The organism is Aeromonas sp. 25-248 (assembly GCF_053005425.1).
Window position 1 is genome coordinate 14,026 of the sequence record NZ_JBRKTB010000022.1, and the last position, 17,269, is coordinate 31,294.

At 61.7% G+C, this 17,269-nt stretch carries 20 protein-coding genes; 12 read left to right on the plus strand and 8 right to left on the minus strand.

The genetic code is table 11. From position 1 onward, the window contains the following. The first annotated feature begins 17 nt into the window (after positions 1 to 17). Genes ACVDHI_RS19985 through ACVDHI_RS19995 form a run of 3 tightly spaced genes read left to right on the plus strand, consistent with a single transcriptional unit; the run spans position 18 to position 2,738 of the window. Entirely contained in the window at positions 18 to 1,334 is a 1,317-nt protein-coding gene (locus ACVDHI_RS19985) for an O-antigen ligase family protein (RefSeq protein WP_323942744.1), read from the plus strand. Then, entirely contained in the window at positions 1,315 to 2,046 is a 732-nt protein-coding gene (locus ACVDHI_RS19990; protein ID WP_042864640.1) for a glycosyltransferase family 25 protein, read from the plus strand. The genes ACVDHI_RS19985 and ACVDHI_RS19990 overlap by 20 nt, the downstream gene beginning before the upstream one ends. Next, positions 2,043 to 2,738 (plus strand): glycosyltransferase family 32 protein, encoded by a 696-nt coding sequence (locus ACVDHI_RS19995; RefSeq protein ID WP_039041138.1) that lies wholly within the window; start codon positions 2,043 to 2,045, stop codon positions 2,736 to 2,738. Before ACVDHI_RS19990 ends, ACVDHI_RS19995 begins: the two co-directional genes overlap by 4 nt. A gap of 21 nt (positions 2,739 to 2,759) precedes the next feature. Here the strand turns inward: ACVDHI_RS19995 and ACVDHI_RS20000 are convergent, their stop codons facing one another. The 4 genes from ACVDHI_RS20000 to ACVDHI_RS20015 form a co-directional block, all read right to left on the minus strand. Further along, on the minus strand, positions 2,760 to 3,809 hold the full coding sequence (locus ACVDHI_RS20000; protein WP_447212451.1) for a glycosyltransferase family 9 protein: 1,050 nt from the start codon (positions 3,807 to 3,809) through the stop codon (positions 2,760 to 2,762). Between the two features lie 215 nt (positions 3,810 to 4,024). Then, the gene (locus tag ACVDHI_RS20005) at positions 4,025 to 5,281 is read right to left on the minus strand and encodes a PTS ascorbate transporter subunit IIC (RefSeq protein ID WP_011704190.1); all 1,257 of its coding nucleotides are present in this window, start codon (positions 5,279 to 5,281) and stop codon (positions 4,025 to 4,027) included. 60 nt (positions 5,282 to 5,341) lie between these two features. Continuing rightward, on the minus strand, positions 5,342 to 5,629 hold the full coding sequence (locus ACVDHI_RS20010; protein ID WP_026142047.1) for a PTS sugar transporter subunit IIB: 288 nt from the start codon (positions 5,627 to 5,629) through the stop codon (positions 5,342 to 5,344). Between the two features lie 32 nt (positions 5,630 to 5,661). Then, positions 5,662 to 6,105: a PTS sugar transporter subunit IIA gene (locus ACVDHI_RS20015; RefSeq protein ID WP_005307534.1), complete on the minus strand. Its 444-nt coding sequence runs from the start codon at positions 6,103 to 6,105 to the stop codon at positions 5,662 to 5,664. 252 nt (positions 6,106 to 6,357) lie between these two features. Here ACVDHI_RS20015 and ACVDHI_RS20020 point away from each other — a divergent pair, with 252 nt between their 5' ends. From ACVDHI_RS20020 to ACVDHI_RS20030, 3 genes are all read left to right on the plus strand, one after another. Beyond that, the gene (locus ACVDHI_RS20020) at positions 6,358 to 7,380 is read left to right on the plus strand and encodes a LacI family DNA-binding transcriptional regulator (RefSeq protein ID WP_041212112.1); all 1,023 of its coding nucleotides are present in this window, start codon (positions 6,358 to 6,360) and stop codon (positions 7,378 to 7,380) included. Positions 7,381 to 7,645: 265 nt separating this feature from the next. Then, positions 7,646 to 7,768: a hypothetical protein gene (locus ACVDHI_RS20025; protein ID WP_010672437.1), complete on the plus strand. Its 123-nt coding sequence runs from the start codon at positions 7,646 to 7,648 to the stop codon at positions 7,766 to 7,768. A 162-nt stretch (positions 7,769 to 7,930) separates the two neighbouring features. Continuing rightward, a complete protein-coding gene (locus ACVDHI_RS20030) occupies positions 7,931 to 8,275 on the plus strand; it encodes a DUF2799 domain-containing protein (RefSeq protein ID WP_080560357.1) in 345 nt (114 codons plus the stop codon). A gap of 57 nt (positions 8,276 to 8,332) precedes the next feature. On the opposite strand, the gene ACVDHI_RS20035 is transcribed toward ACVDHI_RS20030, so the two are convergent. Continuing rightward, the gene (locus tag ACVDHI_RS20035; protein ID WP_010672439.1) at positions 8,333 to 8,503 is read right to left on the minus strand and encodes a hypothetical protein; all 171 of its coding nucleotides are present in this window, start codon (positions 8,501 to 8,503) and stop codon (positions 8,333 to 8,335) included. 56 nt (positions 8,504 to 8,559) lie between these two features. Next, the gene (locus ACVDHI_RS20040; protein WP_010672440.1) at positions 8,560 to 8,991 is read right to left on the minus strand and encodes a flagellar basal body-associated FliL family protein; all 432 of its coding nucleotides are present in this window, start codon (positions 8,989 to 8,991) and stop codon (positions 8,560 to 8,562) included. A gap of 145 nt (positions 8,992 to 9,136) precedes the next feature. On the opposite strand from ACVDHI_RS20040, the gene ACVDHI_RS20045 reads away from it, so the two are divergent. Both ACVDHI_RS20045 and ubiA read left to right on the plus strand, forming a co-directional pair. After that, positions 9,137 to 9,688, plus strand: a complete 552-nt coding sequence (locus ACVDHI_RS20045; protein ID WP_324063560.1) for a chorismate--pyruvate lyase family protein — start codon at positions 9,137 to 9,139, stop codon at positions 9,686 to 9,688. Further along, positions 9,685 to 10,548: a 4-hydroxybenzoate octaprenyltransferase gene (gene ubiA, locus ACVDHI_RS20050; protein ID WP_010672442.1), complete on the plus strand. Its 864-nt coding sequence runs from the start codon at positions 9,685 to 9,687 to the stop codon at positions 10,546 to 10,548. The genes ACVDHI_RS20045 and ubiA overlap by 4 nt, the downstream gene beginning before the upstream one ends. Before the next feature lie 63 nt (positions 10,549 to 10,611). Here the strand turns inward: ubiA and plsB are convergent, their stop codons facing one another. Then, a complete protein-coding gene (gene plsB, locus ACVDHI_RS20055; protein ID WP_010672443.1) occupies positions 10,612 to 13,035 on the minus strand; it encodes a glycerol-3-phosphate 1-O-acyltransferase PlsB in 2,424 nt (807 codons plus the stop codon). A gap of 204 nt (positions 13,036 to 13,239) precedes the next feature. On the opposite strand from plsB, the gene lexA reads away from it, so the two are divergent. The 4 genes from lexA to ACVDHI_RS20075 all read left to right on the plus strand — a co-directional run bounded on the left by lexA (position 13,240) and on the right by ACVDHI_RS20075 (position 16,708). After that, positions 13,240 to 13,866, plus strand: coding sequence for a transcriptional repressor LexA (gene lexA, locus ACVDHI_RS20060; RefSeq protein ID WP_010672444.1), 627 nt, complete (start codon positions 13,240 to 13,242; stop codon positions 13,864 to 13,866). Positions 13,867 to 14,297: 431 nt separating this feature from the next. Further along, positions 14,298 to 14,507: a hypothetical protein gene (locus tag ACVDHI_RS20065; RefSeq protein WP_080560358.1), complete on the plus strand. Its 210-nt coding sequence runs from the start codon at positions 14,298 to 14,300 to the stop codon at positions 14,505 to 14,507. A gap of 189 nt (positions 14,508 to 14,696) precedes the next feature. After that, entirely contained in the window at positions 14,697 to 15,323 is a 627-nt protein-coding gene (locus tag ACVDHI_RS20070) for an SCO family protein (RefSeq protein WP_045522510.1), read from the plus strand. A 14-nt stretch (positions 15,324 to 15,337) separates the two neighbouring features. After that, on the plus strand, positions 15,338 to 16,708 hold the full coding sequence (locus ACVDHI_RS20075; RefSeq protein WP_447212452.1) for an MATE family efflux transporter: 1,371 nt from the start codon (positions 15,338 to 15,340) through the stop codon (positions 16,706 to 16,708). Positions 16,709 to 16,754: 46 nt separating this feature from the next. Here ACVDHI_RS20075 and trmL read toward each other — a convergent pair whose 3' ends face one another. Further along, positions 16,755 to 17,219 (minus strand): tRNA (uridine(34)/cytosine(34)/5-carboxymethylaminomethyluridine(34)-2'-O)-methyltransferase TrmL, encoded by a 465-nt coding sequence (gene trmL, locus ACVDHI_RS20080; protein ID WP_039041146.1) that lies wholly within the window; start codon positions 17,217 to 17,219, stop codon positions 16,755 to 16,757. Between the last annotated feature and the right edge of the window lie 50 nt (positions 17,220 to 17,269).

A 17,269-nucleotide genomic window follows, 5' to 3' on the forward strand; every position in this document is an offset into this window, starting at 1 on the left:
AATACACCTTGCTCCGTATGACAGATCATGACTCATCGACGAGTGACGATTTTCTCCGCATCTTTCACGGCCAGGCGTTCGGCAACTTCATCTTCCTGAATATTCTGGGTTACACCCTGTTCAAGGATTCGATTCAGCTGATCGCCGACGTCTGCCAGACCATCATAGTGTTGGCCACCCTGATGGCCTTCTATGTGGAAAGGGCCTTCTTTACAAGGAACAGGATCTTTCAACTGCTCTGTCTGGCCTTGGTGGTACAGTGCCTGAGCTGGGTCGCATCCAGACAGTTCGTGCCCGAGTATGCCCTCAAATACCCTTCTGTGAAGTCGATGGCATACCTCTTCTTCTTCCTTGGTCTCGCCTACTGGCTGAAGGGGAACCCGCGCCGCATCGTCATCACCCTGCTGACCTTCTGCCTCGGTGTCATTTTCACCTTTGCCTATCACTCCTCCTTCTTCTCCATCGTCGAGACAGGTCTTGATGGGGCCAGGGTAGATTTCAATTACCGCAATGCCCAGCACGGCTCCCTGATCGCGGGTGCCTGCTTCCTGTTTTTTGTGCTCTTGTTGCTTACCTCGAAATTCAGGAAGCTGTCGCTGGGCAATGCCGGGATCCTGCTCGGCATCCTGTTGTTCGGGGTCTTCTCCGTCATTCTGCAGTCTCGTCAGTCCTGGCTGGCGATCTCGGCTTCGCTGGCCATCCTCCCCTTGCTTGGGGGAGGATGGCCAAGGCGCAAGGTGGTGTTGACCTACGCCATCTTGCTGATGACCATGCTGGCGCTGTATCAGGTTTCGTTCATCCGGGAGCGGTTGCTGGCCGGCTTCGTGCATCAGGGGGATGTGCATGCCATCCTGACGGGTAACTGGAACGAGGTACGGGACTTCAGCATCGGGGTGCGATTGAAGACCTGGCTGGAGGCCATCCAGTGGTTCCTGGCTCACCCCTTCTTCGGGACAGGCTATGGCAGCCAGTCGTTGGTGATCACCCTCTCCAAGACGCTGCCTGACTACATTACCCGGGAGTTTCGTCACCTGCACAACTCCAACATGGAAACCCTGGTGTGCTGGGGGGCAGCCGGTTTCCTGGTGTTGTATGGCACACTTTTCTCGGTGCTCCGCCAGGTGCTGTGCTGTCCGGTTTCGTCCCGTTTCATCAAGATGCTGGCCATCTCCTTCATCCTCTATTGGCTCATCATCAACAACTTCGAATCATTCTTCTACATGCGTTCCGGGCAGTGGGTATTCAGCGTCTTCATGGGCGCCATCTACTCGACCGCATTGCATTGGGAACTGAACAGGCTTGGAAAGGAAGGTCATGAAAATTTACGTCATTAGTCTGGACAGGGCCGTCGAGCGGCGCAGTCGTGTCGAGTCTGTGCTCTCTGCCAGAGGCATCCCCTTCGAATTTTTCAGCGCAGTGAACGGTTTTGAGGGGCTGCCCGAGCGGCTGCAGGCCCTGCCGGATGATCAGCACAGGATCCGGTTTCGCAGCAGACCGCTGACGCCCGGGGAAAAGGGGTGCTATGCCAGCCACTATCTGCTGTGGGAGAAGTGTGTCGAGCTCGACGAGCCCATCCTCATCCTGGAAGACGATTTCCTGCCCACCCAGTATTTTGAAGAGGTGGTGGGTACCCTGCCGAAGATCCACGAACAGTACGAGTACGTGAAGGTGGAACCCCAGATCGGCACCGCCACGGCCCTGACTACAGTGGACAACATGCAGCTCATGTTCTGGCACAACAACTCGTGCTGGACCACGGGATACAGCATCTCTCCCCAGGGGGCCCGCCGGTTGCTGGCCCACAGCCAGCGGTGGCTCTGTTCGGTCGACAACTTCATCGGTGAGTCCTATCGCACCGGGCTCATCTGTACCGGCCTGATTCCCTATGCCATCTACAGTCCGCGGGACATGGGCAGCGACATTCAGAATCAGGTCGTGCTGAAGAAAGTTCCGCTGGGATTCAAGTTGACCCGTGAACTCTATCGCTTCTACCGCTTCGTCAGGATGGCCCTGTGGAACATGAAACAGGCGGGGGGCAAGGCATGAGTGCGACCAACAGAACCATTCACGCCATCTGGCTCGGCAGCCGCTTGCCTCCTCTGGCGCACGTGTGCATCGATGACTGGCGCAAGCAGGGTTACGACTACAAGCTCTGGCTGGACACGGATCCGCAGGTCAAACGCTGGATACAGGAGTGCACCTTTGCCCGGGAATGCTACCGGCGAGGCCTGCTGGCCTTCGTGACCGATTACCTGCGGCTCAAGATCCTCGCTCAGGAAGGGGGTCTGTACCTGGATACCGATGTCACCATCAACCAGGATCCCTTCCCGCTCTTCGAGTCCGTGGCCTTTGGCGTCGGCTACGAATCCGATCGGCTGATCGGCACCGCGGTCATCTACGCCAGACAAGATTCGGCCATGCTGTCCGAACTGGTGCGCTTCTATGAACAGGAGATCATGTCCTCTCCCATGTACATGGGGCCGGAGATCATGACACACCTGGTCTCGGAGAAGCTGGCATCATCAGGGGATACCGCCCTGATCGCCCCCGTGCACTATTTCTACAACTACCAGGGGGAGGCGATTCATTTCGAGCCGGCGGCAGAGCGCTACATGACCCACTGGTTCCAGCACAGCTGGAAACGCTCATCCGGTCTTGTGTTCCTGCGTGCCAAGGCCAAAGGCTGGTCAGGGTATCTCTATGAATGGCAGAAGGAGTTCTTCCGCCTGCGCAAATGATGGCGATATGGCATCACCGTGCTAGACAGTGGGCAGGGGAGCCGTGTCTCCATCTGCCTGCTTGCCGGTGACAGGAGTGACTTGACTCCAGAGCTCATCCAGCTGCATCTGTACCTCGCGCACTTCCTGCTGCGGATCCTGACGACCCGTGTCGACGAAGCGATAACGGGGATGAGAGACGGGATTGGCAATGGCGGAGTGTCCGAGGGGAGAGACGATGGTGAGCAGGGGGATATCCAGCGCCTGCGCCATATGGCGCGGGCCTGTGTCGTTGCCAACGAACAGCTGGCAATGGGCGAAGAGCCCCACCAGTTCCCGTACCGAGCGGGTCTGCACATGGTCAAACACGCTGGCCTGCAGCGCTTCTGGCAGCAGCGGCTTCAGCCCCCGGTTGTACTCCTCTTCCCCCGGTCCGCAATAGACCAAGATCTGGGCATTGTGCTCCTCGATGAGCCACTGGGCGACCTTGGCGAAGCAGTCGATGGGCCAGCGCTTGTAATGGCCGAGGGAGTTAACTCCCATGGCGATGAGTGGCCGGGTCGGGTCGACGCCAGCGGCCAGCAGGGTCTCGCGCCCCCGTTGTCTCTCCCTGTCGCTGAGCCAGAGATAGTAGTTGCGATCCTCCCTGGCGAGGCCGAGGGGCTTGAGCAGTGAAAACCGGTCGTCCACCAGGGTGCTGTTGCCCTGATGCTCGGTGTCATGGCGAAAGCGCACGATGCGGTTGTGGCCCAGGCGCCATGGGAAGGAGTCGAAGCCGATCCGCAGGCGGGCGCCGGAGAAGAGACAGGTGAGCAGGCCTATCATCTGGCCCTGGCTGTTGATCACCACATCGTAGCGTTCGCGGCGAATGCCCAGCAGCAAATCCTTCATATAGCGCCACTCGTTGCGGCGCGCCTTCTCGATGACGATCAATCGATCGATGTTGGGGTTTCCCTCTGCCATGCCCGCGCAGTAATCCATGACCAGATAGTGAACTTCCCCGGCAGGGTCGTGCTGCTTGAGGTTGTTGCACAGTGCGGTGGAGATCAGCACATCTCCTATCTGTTTGGTTTGTACTACCAGGTATTTCATGGAAAGGGCCTCGAGCGAGGTCGGGTTGAACGTCAGCGCATCAGCATATCGCACTCCCCTGTCAGATGCTGCCGCTATGGGGTGAAAATCCGATCCAACGCACTGTGTTTGCACATATTTTCGACGTTGTTCGGGCTGGTGGGGCCCGGCTGGCAGTGCGGGAAGATGAGTGGGGGCATGGCACCGCTGGCCATGCCCCCGATGAGCAAGAGTGATCAGCGTACGATGAGGCCGAGCAGGATCCCCACCACACCGAAGTCGGCATCGCTGAAGGTGGTGTTGGCAAAGCCCAGATCTCCCAGTACCGGCAGCAGGAACACCGGCAGGAAGGTGATCAGCAGGCCGTTGGCGAAGGCACCTAGTAGAGCGCCGCGACGGCCGCCGGTGGCATTGCCGAACACCCCGGCTGCCGCGCCGACGAAGAAGTGCGGCACCACGCCCGGAATGATGACGGTGAGCCCCAGCAGGTAGAGCAGCACCATGCCCACCAGACCGGCGGCGAAGCTCGACAGGAAGCCGATCAGCACCGCATTGGGGGCGTAGGGGAAGACGATGGGGCAGTCCAGCGCCGGCTTGGCGTTGGGCACCAGCTTGTCGGAGATCCCCTTGAAGGCCGGCACGATTTCGGCGATGACCATCCGTACCCCCTGCAGGATCACGTAGACCCCGGCGGCGAAGGTGATGGACTGCATCAGGGAGAACATGAACCAGTGCTTGCCCTTGGCGACGCTGGCGACGAACTCGGGCCCGGCGAAGGCGGAGGTGATAAGGAAGATGATGCCCATGGTGAAGGAGATGGCCACCGGGGTATCGCGCAGGAACAGCAGGCTCTTGGGCACCTGCACCTCTTCGCTGCTGTGGGCCTTGTTGCCGAACTTGGCACCGATCCAGCCGGCCAGCACGTAGGAGCAGGTGGAGAAGTGGCCGAGTGCCACATCGTCGGAGCCGGTGATCTGCTTCATGTAAGGGTGGGCGAGGGCCGGGAACAGCACCATGGTCACGCCGACCACCAGGCTGCCCACCGCGATGAGCGGGATGCCGCTCATGCCGCCGGCGGAGAGGATGGCCGCCACCATCATCGACATGAACAGGGTGTGGTGACCGGTCAGGAAGATGAACTTCCACGGGGTGAGCCGGGCGATCAGGATGTTCACCAGCATGGCGAAGAACATGATCATCGCCATCTCTTTGCCGAACGACTGCTGGGCGATGGAGACGATGGCCTCGTTGTTGGGGACCACCCCCTTGATGCCGAAGGCGTGCTGGAAGATGGTGGCGAAGTCGCCCAGCGAGTTCACCACCAGGGTGGCGCCGGCCCCCAGGATGACGAAGCCCATGATGGTCTTGACCGTGCCCTTGATGCACTCGGTCACAGGTTTCTTCTGGGCGATCAGGCCGATGAGGGCGATGAGGCCAACCAGCACGGCCGGCTCCGACAGCACGTCAAACATCAGAAAATTGAAAAATTCCATGGTCAGCTCCAAGCAGATGGAAGCGGCGGCTCACCAGCCGCCCAGACAGTCGCAAAGGGGTTAGAGTGCGCCCAGCTCGCGCAGGGCGATGGCGAGTTTTTCTTTCATGGCGGCCTTGTCGACCATGTTGTCCAGGGATACCAGCCGGCCGTCGACCCCCATGCTGACCAGCTGTTCGGCGATGTCGCGGGTGGCGACAAAGATCTCGGCGCGCTCGCTGCCGGCGGAGGCGAGATCCCGGTGATCCACCTCGGCCGTCACGGCCAGCTCCTTGAGAATGCTCTTGATGCTCATCTCCATCATCAGGCTGGTGCCCAGGCCGTGTCCGCATACAACCAGAATCTTCATGTTCTCTTCCTCTGTCGGGCGCAGGGCGCCACTCAATAACGCGCCAGGATGCGCAAGATGTCGTCTTTGCTGGTGGCTGCCATGATGGCCGCCACGTCTTCTTCATTCATGAACAGCTCGGCCAGCTGGGCGATGGTCTCCACGTGGGAGTTGCTGTCGCTGGCGGCCAGGGTGACCAGCAGCCGCACCGGGTCGTTGCCCTCGGAGCCGAAGTTGACCCCCTCCTTCAGCACGGTCAGCGCCAGTCCCAACCGGTTGACGCCGTCTTCCGGGCGGGCGTGGGGCATGGCCAGGCCCGGTCCCAGCACGTAGTAGGGGCCGAGCTCCTCGTGGGAGCGATAGAGCGCCGCCACATAGGAGGGCTCTATGGTGCCGTTGGCCAGCAGGGGGGCGGTGGCCAGCTCGATGGCGTGGCGCCAGTCGCGGGCGCCCGCTTCGATGGAAATGACCTCCTCGGTCAGCAATTGGGTCAGCATGGTAGTGTCCGGACTGGATAGGATGGCGCCAATCTAGCGATCTTGCCCTTTGATAACTGTGAGCTTGATCCCGAAAGTTAGCGCTACCAGATGGCGCTAACATTGATCTGTGATAGCGCTATCATTTCTCTCATGGAAGGGATTCATCCTGCCCCTTATCGGCCTCAAAGAAGGTAAAATCCGGTTTGAGCAAATAGTCAGTGCCCCGCTTTTGCCTTAAAGTGAATGCCCGTATGCCGAGGAAGGGAAAGGATGTCAGAAGCGAAAAAACGCCGCAGCACGGGTCGGGTGACCCTCAACGACGTGGCCCAGTTGGCTGGGGTGGGAGCCATGACGGTGTCGCGCGCCCTGCGCACCCCCGAGCTGGTGTCCGACAAGATGCGCGAGCGCATCGAGGCGGCGGTGGATGAACTCGGCTATATCCCGAACCGGGCGGCGGGGGCGCTGGCTTCCGCCACTTCCCAGACCATAGTGGTCATCGTCCCCAGCCTGGCGGAGCGCGCCTGCGGTGACATGATTGCCGGGCTGCAGCAGACCCTGCTCGCCGAGGGCTACCAGATCATGCTGGGGGATGCCCAGCACCTGAAGCAGCAGGAGGCCAGCCTGCTCAGCAATTTCCTGCAGCACAATCCGGCCGCTGTGGTGTTGTTTGGGGGGGATCCCGGGGAGGTCATCCGGCAGCGCCTGCAGGCGGCCCGCTTGCCGGTGGTGGAGGTGGGAGCCATGGCGCGCCATCCCATCGACATGAACGTCGGGGTCTCCAACTTCGATGCCGGTTATCAGCTGACCCGCCACCTCATCGAGCGCGGTCATCGCAACATCGGCTTTCTCTGTGCCCGCCAGGAGCAGTGGATGCTGCAGCAGCGCATGCAGGGCTGGCAGAAGGCGCTGCTGGACAACTACCTCTCCCCGGACGCCATCATCAATACCTCTGAGCTGCCGAGTTTTAGCACGGGGGCGGCCATGCTGGGGGAGTTTCTGCTGCGCTGGCCCGAACTGGATGCGCTGATCTGCGTCAACGACGAGCTGGCGGCCGGGGTGCTGTTCGAATGCCAGCGCCGCCATCTGAGCGTGCCGGGCAAGCTCGCCATCGCCGGTTTCGACGATCTGGATGTGGCGCGCGCCTGTCATCCTGCGCTGACTTCGGTCAGGATCCCCTATCACCAGATGGGCAGGGAGGCGGCGGAGCTGATCCTGCGCCAGCTGGCGGGCGAGGAGGTGGCCGGCATGAGCCTCGCCCTGGATTTTCAATTGCAAAAGCGCCAGAGCACCTGACGAGCGATGCCACGACAGGTCGAGGCAAGCATGTTCAAGGCGTTGTGACCGAAGACCCGCTTGGTGCACCGTCGCCCTGCGCGGGAACTGCCAGCGGACGTGTTCGCCCGGTCTGTCACCGGGTTGACGCAGAGCGTGGATGCCACCGGAGCCATGACTCCAGGTGGCTGGCTGCACCCTGGTCAAGCTCTGATCGGAACCACTGGCGAGCCCCATTATTCTGGATAGACTTTGTAGGCCGGTGCACTATCCAAGGAGAATGAGCATGGGTACGCAGACGCCTGATTTCGATCTCGATGATGACTGGGAGCCGGAATCCTGGGAAGACGAGCTGGAGGAGCTGGATGACGAGAGCTGGCAGGACTATGACCCTCTCGACGATCAGTGACTCCCTGTAACGCCTGAGGGCGGGCCTGGTGCCCGCCCGATTTTTTGTGTGGCGAGGGGGGCAGCCCTTGGTGAGAACGGGGCGGGCTGGTTAGAATGAACTGCTCAAATGACGCTGTACAAGGCAGGCAGCGGCTCAACAACGATTCCAACGACGCCAAGGATGAATATGCGCTCACTCGTCATCATGTTTTGTGCCGCCCTGCTCGGGGGCTGTGTTTCCAACTCCGACGACCCTTGCGAGAAGGTGTGGAGCGACGTGGGAGAGGCGGACGGCAAGCTCGGTTTTGCTGGCGATAGGGTGGCTTTTCACCAGACCCAGTGCGGGGAAAAAGTGGACGTTGCCCTTTGGGAGCTGGGTCGCCAGAAGGGGCTGGCCTGGTATTGCCGACCCGAGCATCTCTATCTGGCAGGACGGTCGGGAGAGGAGTATCGTGGCGTCTGTCCCAACGACGTGCAGGCCCGTCGCCTGTTTGAACAGGGTCGCCATGGCTGGACTGATCAATAAATCAGCCTTCCTCTCTCTTCTGAAATCTTGCGTGAATCTCTTCGTGAGAAGAGGGACCTACCCTTCCTTATGTTTCAGCCGCAGCGGCTGGCACAGGTAATCCTTGTCATTGGCGCTGCGGGCACACTTGCCACACACGAATTTGGGTTTGCGCACAATCTTGCGCAGCGTCTTGAGATCGGCGGGGATCTCGTGACGGCGCCACTCACACAGCGTCTTGTGACCCATGACGTCCTCGACAGTGAATGCAACGGGTGAGAGGGGCAGGACCCCTCCCGGTGTGGTTACTGGTACAGGTATTTGGTGAAGATGAGCTCGCGGACCGCCTTCTTGCCCGTCTCCTTGACCAGCAGTTCGTTGACCTTGGCCTCACACTCCTTGCGCAGCTCTTCCCGGTTCACCAGGGACTTGATCTGTGCGCCCGTCTTGCTGCCAATCAGCCGGATGATGGCGTCGCGGATCAGGGGGTCGTGCTGCTCCAGCAACTTGAGGTCGGCAGCGTCCGTGGCCATCAGCTCTACCGTCACCCGTACATAGCCGAGGGTTTTGCCGTCGCCAAGGTAGTTGGTGATGATGTCCGGATCCAGTGCGTGATAGGCGAATCCCGGCTGGACGGCGGAGGAGGCGGGATCGGTGGCCTCTTCCTCATTGGCGAAGGCCTGTGTATTCAAGAGGGTACACCCCAGGGACAGCAGCAGAATTCTGAAGATCTTCATCTGGATGGCTCGGCAGCGACGGATGCCCCATTTTTGATGCTGCCATCGGGGCCGTCAAGCACGGATGTTCTTACAATTCGCCATTGATTTACGGATAATAAACCGGTTTTTAACCTGACAACGGAAATCTCCGGATGGTGAAGCTGTGAAGTCCGAGTTGACTGTTCCCCTCGTCCAGATCGTCCCGTGGCGGGCGCCTGCAGAGTGCGAACCGCCCGAGGCGCTGCGTCCCTGGTTGCTGGAGGCCGATTCCATGACCCGGCGCCTGCGTCGTTACAATCATCACCTCTCGGTGCAACTGCTCGGCAATCGCGCCGTGTCGCTGACGGTGGACGAGCAGGCGCTGGTGGCGGTGTCGGCCCCCGCGGGCATGTGCCGTGAGGTGATCCTGCACGGTGATGGCGGGCCTGCCATCCTGGGTTGGACCCTGTTTGCCGAAGCGGCCTTGCAGGGGGGCGGTTTGCAGGATCTGGGAGAGCAGCCGCTGGGAGAGCGCATTTTCGGTGATGCACCGGCGCGGCGGGATCACCTGCAACTGGCCTGTTTCGAGATAGCGAGCAATCCCTGGTGTCCGGCCGCCACCGTCTGGGGGCGTCGTTCCCGCCTGTTTCTGGGGCAATGGCCACTGCTGGTCCATGAACTTTTCCTGCCCTCGCTATCGTCTCATTCGTTGCCATCGGATAAGGAGCTGGAGTGAAGCTGTTAACCAAGGAGCGGGGACTGGCCTATGCGCAGTTGGCCCGCATCGACAAGCCCATCGGTACCCTGCTGCTGCTGTGGCCGACCCTGTGGGCGCTCTGTCTGGCGGCTGGTGGCCTGCCTGACCCCTGGATCCTGACCGTGTTCGTGGTGGGCGTCTTCCTGATGCGCTCCGCCGGCTGTGTCATCAATGACTATGCGGATCGCAACTTCGACGGTCATGTGAAACGCACCGCTGGACGACCGCTGCCCATGGGGCGGGTCGCCGAGCGGGAAGTGCTGGTGCTGTTCGCCGTGCTGGCGCTTCTCTCGTTCGCCCTGGTGCTGACGTTGAACCCGCTCACCATCAGCCTGTCCTTTGCCGGTCTGCTGTTGGCGGTCTGCTACCCCTTCATGAAGCGCTTCATCCCCATCCCCCAGCTGGTGCTCGGCATGGCCTTCTCCTGGTCCATTCCCATGGCCTACGCGGCCCAGGCCAATGCCCTGCCGCCGGAAGCCTGGCTGTTGTTTCTTGCGAACCTGCTGTGGACCATCGCCTATGACACCGAGTACGCCATGGTGGACAGGGATGACGACCTCAAGCTCGGCCTGAAATCGAGCGCCATCCTGTTCGGCCGCCACGACAAGCGGATCATCGGCGCGCTGCAACTGGCGACCCTGCTGATCCTGCTGGGGGTCGGGCAGCTGATGGGGCTGGGATCCGGTTATTACTGGGGGCTGCTGGGGGCGGCGGCGCTGTTCGTCTACCAGCAGCGACTGATCCGGGAGCGGCAGCGGGAAGCCTGCTTCCAGGCGTTTCTCAACAACAACTACGTGGGGGCGCTGGTGCTGCTCGGGGTGATGGTTCACTACCTCTAACCCGCCCCCTTCCTTGATGAAAAAAGGCCGCATGATGCGGCCTTTTTGTTGGGTGTCGACGCCTCAGAGCCGGTTGCCCGCCTGGATGGTGCGGCGGATCTTGTTGCTGAGCAGCGGCACTATGTTGTCGGCCAATGCCTGGAAGCGGCCGAGATCCGGTTTGCAGCCCGGATCCAGATAACCTTCGCTGCGCAGGGTGTGGATCAGGGTGCTGAACAGCTTCTGGTCGAAGAACTCGGGGGCGTTGATGCCGTGCAGGGTGCCGAGGCGCTCCGCCATCATCAGGCCGTCCGCTTCCAGCTGCTCCGCCTCGATGTGGGGCTGGGCCAGCATGCGGGTCAGCACGATGGCGTAGCGCTGCAGGGTCTCCTGGATGCTTTCGGCCAAGAGCAGCAGGCGCATCTGGTTGCCGGGGTTGACCCAGTAGCCGCCGTCGCGTGCCTCGACCAGTTGCTGGCGCAACAGCTCGGCCAGCAGGGCATCGATCAGTTCAGGCAGCTCGTCCTCTTCATAACGCAGGAAGAGTTCGGTCTTGAGCAGGGGGTAGATGTCGACACAACGGGCGACGATCTCGCTGCGGGAGATCCCCTCGCACCGCTCGATCAGGGCCGCCACCAGGGAGGGCATGGCGAACAGGTGCAGTATGTTGTTGCGGTAGTAGGTGAGCAGGATCGCCTGATAGCGGTCCAGGCTGATGATCTGGCCCAGCTTGTCCTCGCTCACCTCGAACTTGTTGAGCTCCATCGCCTGCTCCAGCAGGGTCCTGGCGTCCTCGTCCGGCATGGTGCTGTGCGGGCTGTAGGGCACCTGCTTGAGCAGGTCCAGATAGGTGTTGAGCTGGGCCTGGAGTTCGTCCCGGGTCAAGGCGTGGCGCTCGGCGGCCAGCAGGGCCAGGGCACTCAGGGTCAGGCCGTTGACGGCGGCGGCATCGTTGATACGGGTCATCAGCAGCTCGGCCAGCTGATTGACGGTGGAGGCCATCCACTCGGGACGCTCCTCCCGGCCGATGCTCTCCTTCCAGGTGGGCACATGTTCGCCGAGGTAGCTGTTGAGGGTCAGCGGCTCACCGAAATTGACGAAGCCACGGCCATAGTTGCGCAGCTTGCGCAGGATGCCGAGCACCTGCAGGAAGCTTTCCTTCTCCTTGCGGCTCCCCTTGAGTTCGTTGTGGTAGGTGTTCACCTCCATCACGTGCTCGTAGCCGAGGTAGACGGGGACCAGGGTCACCGGCCTGTCCAGCCCGCGCATCATGGCCTGCAGGGTCATGGCCAGCATGCCGGTCTTGGGGGGCAGCAGGCGACCCGTACGCGAACGCCCACCCTCGGTGAAGAACTCTACCGAGTAGCCCTTGGCGAACAGCAGGTTGAGGTACTCCCGGAATACCGTGCTGTAGAGCGGATTGCCCTTGAAGGTGCGGCGGATGAAGAAGGCGCCGCCGTGGCGGAAGATGGGGCCTGCCGGCCAGAAGTTGAGGTTGATGCCCGCCGCGATGTGGGGCGGCACCATGCCCTGGTGGTAGATGACGTAGGAGAGCAGCAGGTAATCCATGTGGCTGCGATGGCAGGGGACGTAGACGATCTCGTGCCCTTCCTGGGCCAGCTGACGCACCTGCTCTGCTCCGTTGACCGAGAGGCCGCGATAGAGCTTGTTCCACAGCCAGCCGAGGAAACTCTCCCCGAGGCGGATCAACCGATAGGAGAAATTGGAGGCGATCTCGTCCATGTAGCCGTGGGCACGCTTTTGCGCCTTCTCCAGGCTGATCCCTTCCCGTCTGGCCTCCTCCTCGATGGCCTGCTGGATCACGCTCGAATCCAGCAGTTGCTTGAACAGCAGGTTGCGGTTCGGCAGCTTGGGCCCGGTGGCGGCCAGCTGCTGGCGGCTGAAGTGGGTACGGGCCACCCGCGCCAGCTTGTGGGCGATGGCCTCGTCGGTGCCGTGCTTGTCCGCCATGTAGCGCAGGGAGAGGGGCGGGGAGAAGCGCACCAGGTTCTCGCGCCCTTTCAGGATCACGATCAGCGCCTTCTTCAGGCGGTTTGGCGCCAGGCTGCTGATGATGTTCCAGCCGGAGGCCTCCTCGCCTTCCCGGCCCGGGGCGCGGCCCCAGAACAGGGTGACGGGTACTACCTGGATGTCCAGCGCCGGATCCTGCTTGTGCAGGTCCAGCAGCTGGTGGAACTCCTGCAGGAAGGGGAGTGGCTTGTTGCGCGTGCCGAACAGGGGAGGCGGACGATCCAGACAGACGTAGCGTGGCAGCAGTTGACCGTTCAGCTCCAGCGGCGTGAAGGGGCCGGGCAGGCCGAGATCCTCGCAGCACTGTTGCAGGGTCATCAGGTCGGTGATCGAGCTGGTCTTCAGGGCATAGACGATGGGTCTGGCCGGATCCAGCTTGAGCTCGGTGATGGGATTTTCCGGCAGGCTCTTGTGATTGACCAAGCCGCTGACCGGCCATTGCAGGATGGCTCTGGAAATCTTCTGTCCAAGGGACATGTGCGTCTGCTCTCCAAAAAAATGCGGCGTGAGCATAGCAAATCACCGACAGCTTGTCGCCGAGAGGTACGATGAGTCGGCACTTCAGAGCGGGGGGAGGGACAAATGTGCGTCGGGTCGCGACAAATGCCAGTTGCGCCTTGCCTTGGCCCCAGCACTGTATATACTGCCAGTGTGCTGTATAAAAAGACAGGTGCCCATGCTATGAAACCCCTTACCCCTCGCCAGGCTGAAGTACTCGAGCTCATCAAGGCGAACATGAACGAGACCGGCATGCCGCCGACTCGCGCCGAGATTGCCCAGAAGCTTGGCTTCAAGTCGGCCAACGCGGCCGAAGAACATCTGAAGGCCCTGGCCAAAAAAGGGGTCATCGAGATCATGCCGGGCACGTCCCGCGGCATTCGTCTGCTGCTCGAAGAAGAGGACGTGCAGCCTGAAGAAAACGGCCTGCCACTGATCGGCAAGGTGGCGGCCGGGGAACCCATCCTGGCTCAGGAACACATCGAGAGCCACTACCAGGTGGATCCCGCCCTGTTCCACCCGCGGGCAGACTTCCTGCTGCGGGTGCAGGGCATGAGCATGAAGAACATCGGCATCATGGACGGGGACCTGCTGGCGGTACACAAGACCCAGGAGGTACGCAACGGCCAGGTCGTTGTGGCACGGCTCGACGAGGACGTCACCGTCAAGCGCTTCCAGCGCAAGGGCAGCCAGGTGTGGCTGCTGCCGGAAAACGAAGAGCTCTCCCCCATCGAGGTGGATCTCGCCAGTCAGCACCTCACCATAGAGGGCCTGGCGGTCGGCGTGATCCGCAACGCCGACTGGATGTAAGCATCCGATGCGATGAAGAGGCCTCCTGCGGGAGGCCTCTTCATTTTCATCTGCCGATGGCATCTCCCTCCCCACCTTTTCGCTTCTCCTTCCTGTGCACATAGTCTCGCCGCACGACATGCATTTCGGATATATCCTTTGATAAGGCCCCTGTCATGGTCGGTGATCAGGGAAGGGGGAGTCGCACCGGGCAGTACGCCATGGCAGGGATGCATGATCGCCGGGTCGGTGCGCAGAAGGGAGAGTCACCTCAGACTGGGGACTCGTACAGTCAGTACGCTGCCGTGGTTGGTTCGTCGTTGGGGACAAAGAGACCCGTCAGCGTGACCTGTTGAGCAAGGAGGACAGGTATGGCTTCAAGCTCGCCGTGGGATCCGGTGCCGGCCGCAGCGCCCGCATCTTCCATCACCCGATTCATCAAGGGCAGTCGGATGACATGGTTCTATGCGCTCTGGGTCTATCACAAGGGAGATGGTTGGACCATCTGGCTTGGGTGCCCCAAAGACAAGATTGTCCGCCTGGTTCGTCTGTTTCGCCGTCATCACGACATCGGATTGCCGGATGAGCCCTGGACTGCCCCCGTCATCCCGCTGCGCGTCCCCCTGAGACGTGCCCAGCCGCAGCACAGGCTGCGGCCCTGATCCCTCTCCTGTACAAACAAGAGCCCCGCCAGAGCGGGGCTCTTGTTTTGGCGCCGATGCGGCTTATCCATGGCACAGACGCTTTCCCGCCGGGATGCAAGACTAGCCATCGGCGGGGGCAGGCGGGTTACAATGACCCCTACCGGTTTTGCCCCCTGGGCTTCTAACATAAGCAAGGCTTTGTTTTATATGGTTAAACCACGCTTTTACCTGCTGCTGTTGCTGTTCATCGGCGCCATTGCGGCGGCTTATTACTGGAGTCAGCCCGCGGTGCCGGAACAGGCCGATTACTACCCGGCGGGGCGAGACATCAACCCGTTTACCCTCACGGATGCGGATGCACAGCCCTTTACCCCTGCCAACCTGACGGGACACTGGAGCTTTCTGTTCATCGGCTACACCTACTGCCCGGATGTCTGTCCGACCACGCTGGCGGATCTGCGCAGCGTCTATCCGGCGTTGAAGAAGATAGCCCCCACTAGCCAGGTGGTATTCATCTCGGCGGATCCCCAGCGGGATGACAGCGCCCGCCTGAAAAGCTATACCGCCTTCTTCGAGCCCGAGTTCAAGGCGGCGACAGCACCTCACAGTGCCCTCTTTCCTCTGGTCCGCAATCTGGGGCTGGTCTATTCCATCGTGGAAGGGGATCGCAAGGACTACCTGATCGACCACTCCGCCTCCATCGTGCTGATCAACCCCGAGGGGAAGCTGGTGGCCACCTTCCGACCCAAAGTGGCACCGGGTGAGGTGCCCCACGTGGACATGCAGGCCATGGTGGCCGACTTCGCGCGCATTGTGCGGCTGGCTGGCGAGTGATCCCGGCGCGCACCATGCTGATTCCCGCCTGGCTGAAGGATCCTCGCCGCCACAGAGCCGTCTTCGCCCTGGCCCTGCCCATGGTGTTCTCCAACGTCACCACGCCCTTGCTGGGGTTGGTGGACACCTGGGTGATCGGTCATCTTGGCCAGGCCTGGTTTCTGGGGGGCGTGTCGGTCGGTGCGACCTTCATCAATCTGCTGTTCTGGCTGCTTGGCTTCCTGCGCATGTCCACCACAGGGCTGACTGCCCAGGCTCAGGGTGCAGCCCATGCCGAAGGGCAGCTCGACACCCTGGCGCGGGCCCTGGGCTTGGCGATCGGACTGGGCATGGTGCTGTTGCTCCTGTTGTTGCCGTTCCTGCCTGCCATCATCGCCCTCGGCGGCGGCTCTTCCGAGGTACAGACCTATGCCGGTCAATATGTGTCGGTGCGGGTCTGGAGCGCCCCGGCGGCCTTGTGCAATCTGGTCATCATGGGGTGGTTGCTGGGCATGCAGGATGCACGCAGTCCCATGCTGCTGCTGATCCTGGGCAATCTCGTCAACATGGTGCTGGATGCCTGGTTCGTGCTGGGATTGGGCTGGCAGGTGAAAGGGGTGGCCGCAGCTTCCCTGCTGGCGGATTACAGCACGCTCGGGGTGGGGTTCTGGCTGGTGAGCCGGCATCTGCGCCGACTTGATCCCGGGGGGTGGCACAACGCCTGGCAGCGCTGGCGCCAGTGGCCGGCCCTGCTGCGGCTGCTCGCCCTGAACCGGGATATTTTCATCCGCTCCCTGTGCCTGCAACTCTGCTTCGTGTTCATGACTCTGCAGGGGGCCAGGCTGGGGGATGTGGCGGTGGCCGCCAATGCGGTGCTGCTCAATTTCCTGATGCTGATTTCCTACGGGCTGGATGGATTTGCCTATGCGGTGGAAGCCATGGTAGGGCGCGCCATCGGGAGGCGCGATCGGCTGCTGCTGCGAGAGGCCATCGTCCTCAATCTGGGCTGGGCGCTGCTGATCGCCCTGGCATTCACCCTCTCGTTTGCCCTGGGGGGCCACTGGCTCATCAGCCACATTACCGACATACCGGCGGTGATCGCCGAGGCGCAACGTCAGCTCCCCTGGCTGGTGGCCATGCCGCTGCTGGCGGTCTGGTGCTTCCTGCTGGACGGGGTCTTTATCGGCGCCACCCGGGCCCGGGAGATGCGCAACAGCATGTTGGTGGCGGTGTTTGCCGGCTTCTTTCCCATCTGGTGGTTCTGCCAGGGATGGGGTGTGGCGGCCCTGTGGGCCGCCATGAGTGCCCTGATGGCCGGTCGTGGCCTGACGCTGGGCTGGCTCTGCTGGCGACTGGAGCGGGGTGGACGGCTGCTGGCGGGGCAGGGGACGGCGCAGTCAGTCTGAATCCTGGCCGCCTTGCCAATATCGTCAGCGGTCAGAGCGAGCCTGATCAGAGCGAGCCTGAATAGTCGAACTGTCGCCAGCTCTCGTAGACGAACACCGCGACGGCGTTGGCCAGATTCATGCTGCGGCTCTGGGGCAGCATGGGAATGCGCAGCCGCTGCTCGAATGGCAGGCTCTCGATGATCTCCATGGGCAGGCCTCGGCTCTCGGGCCCGAACAGCAGGGCGTCACCGGGGGCAAACCGGGCCGCCGAGTGGGCGGTGCGTCCCTTGGTGGTGCAGGCAAAGACCCGTTGGGGGGCGACGGCCGCCAGAAACGCCTCATAGTCAGGCCAGCGCTTGACGTCGGCAAACTCGTGATAGTCGAGCCCGGCCCGCTTGACCCGTTTGTCATCCCACTCGAACCCCAGGGGCTCTATCAGGTGCAGCCGGTAGCCGGTATTGGCGCAGAGGCGAATGATGTTGCCGGTGTTGGGGGGGATTTCCGGTTGGTAGAGCACGATATCGAGCATGGAAGGATCCTGGGCTGGTGCGAAACGGGCGCCAGCATACCCAGCACCCG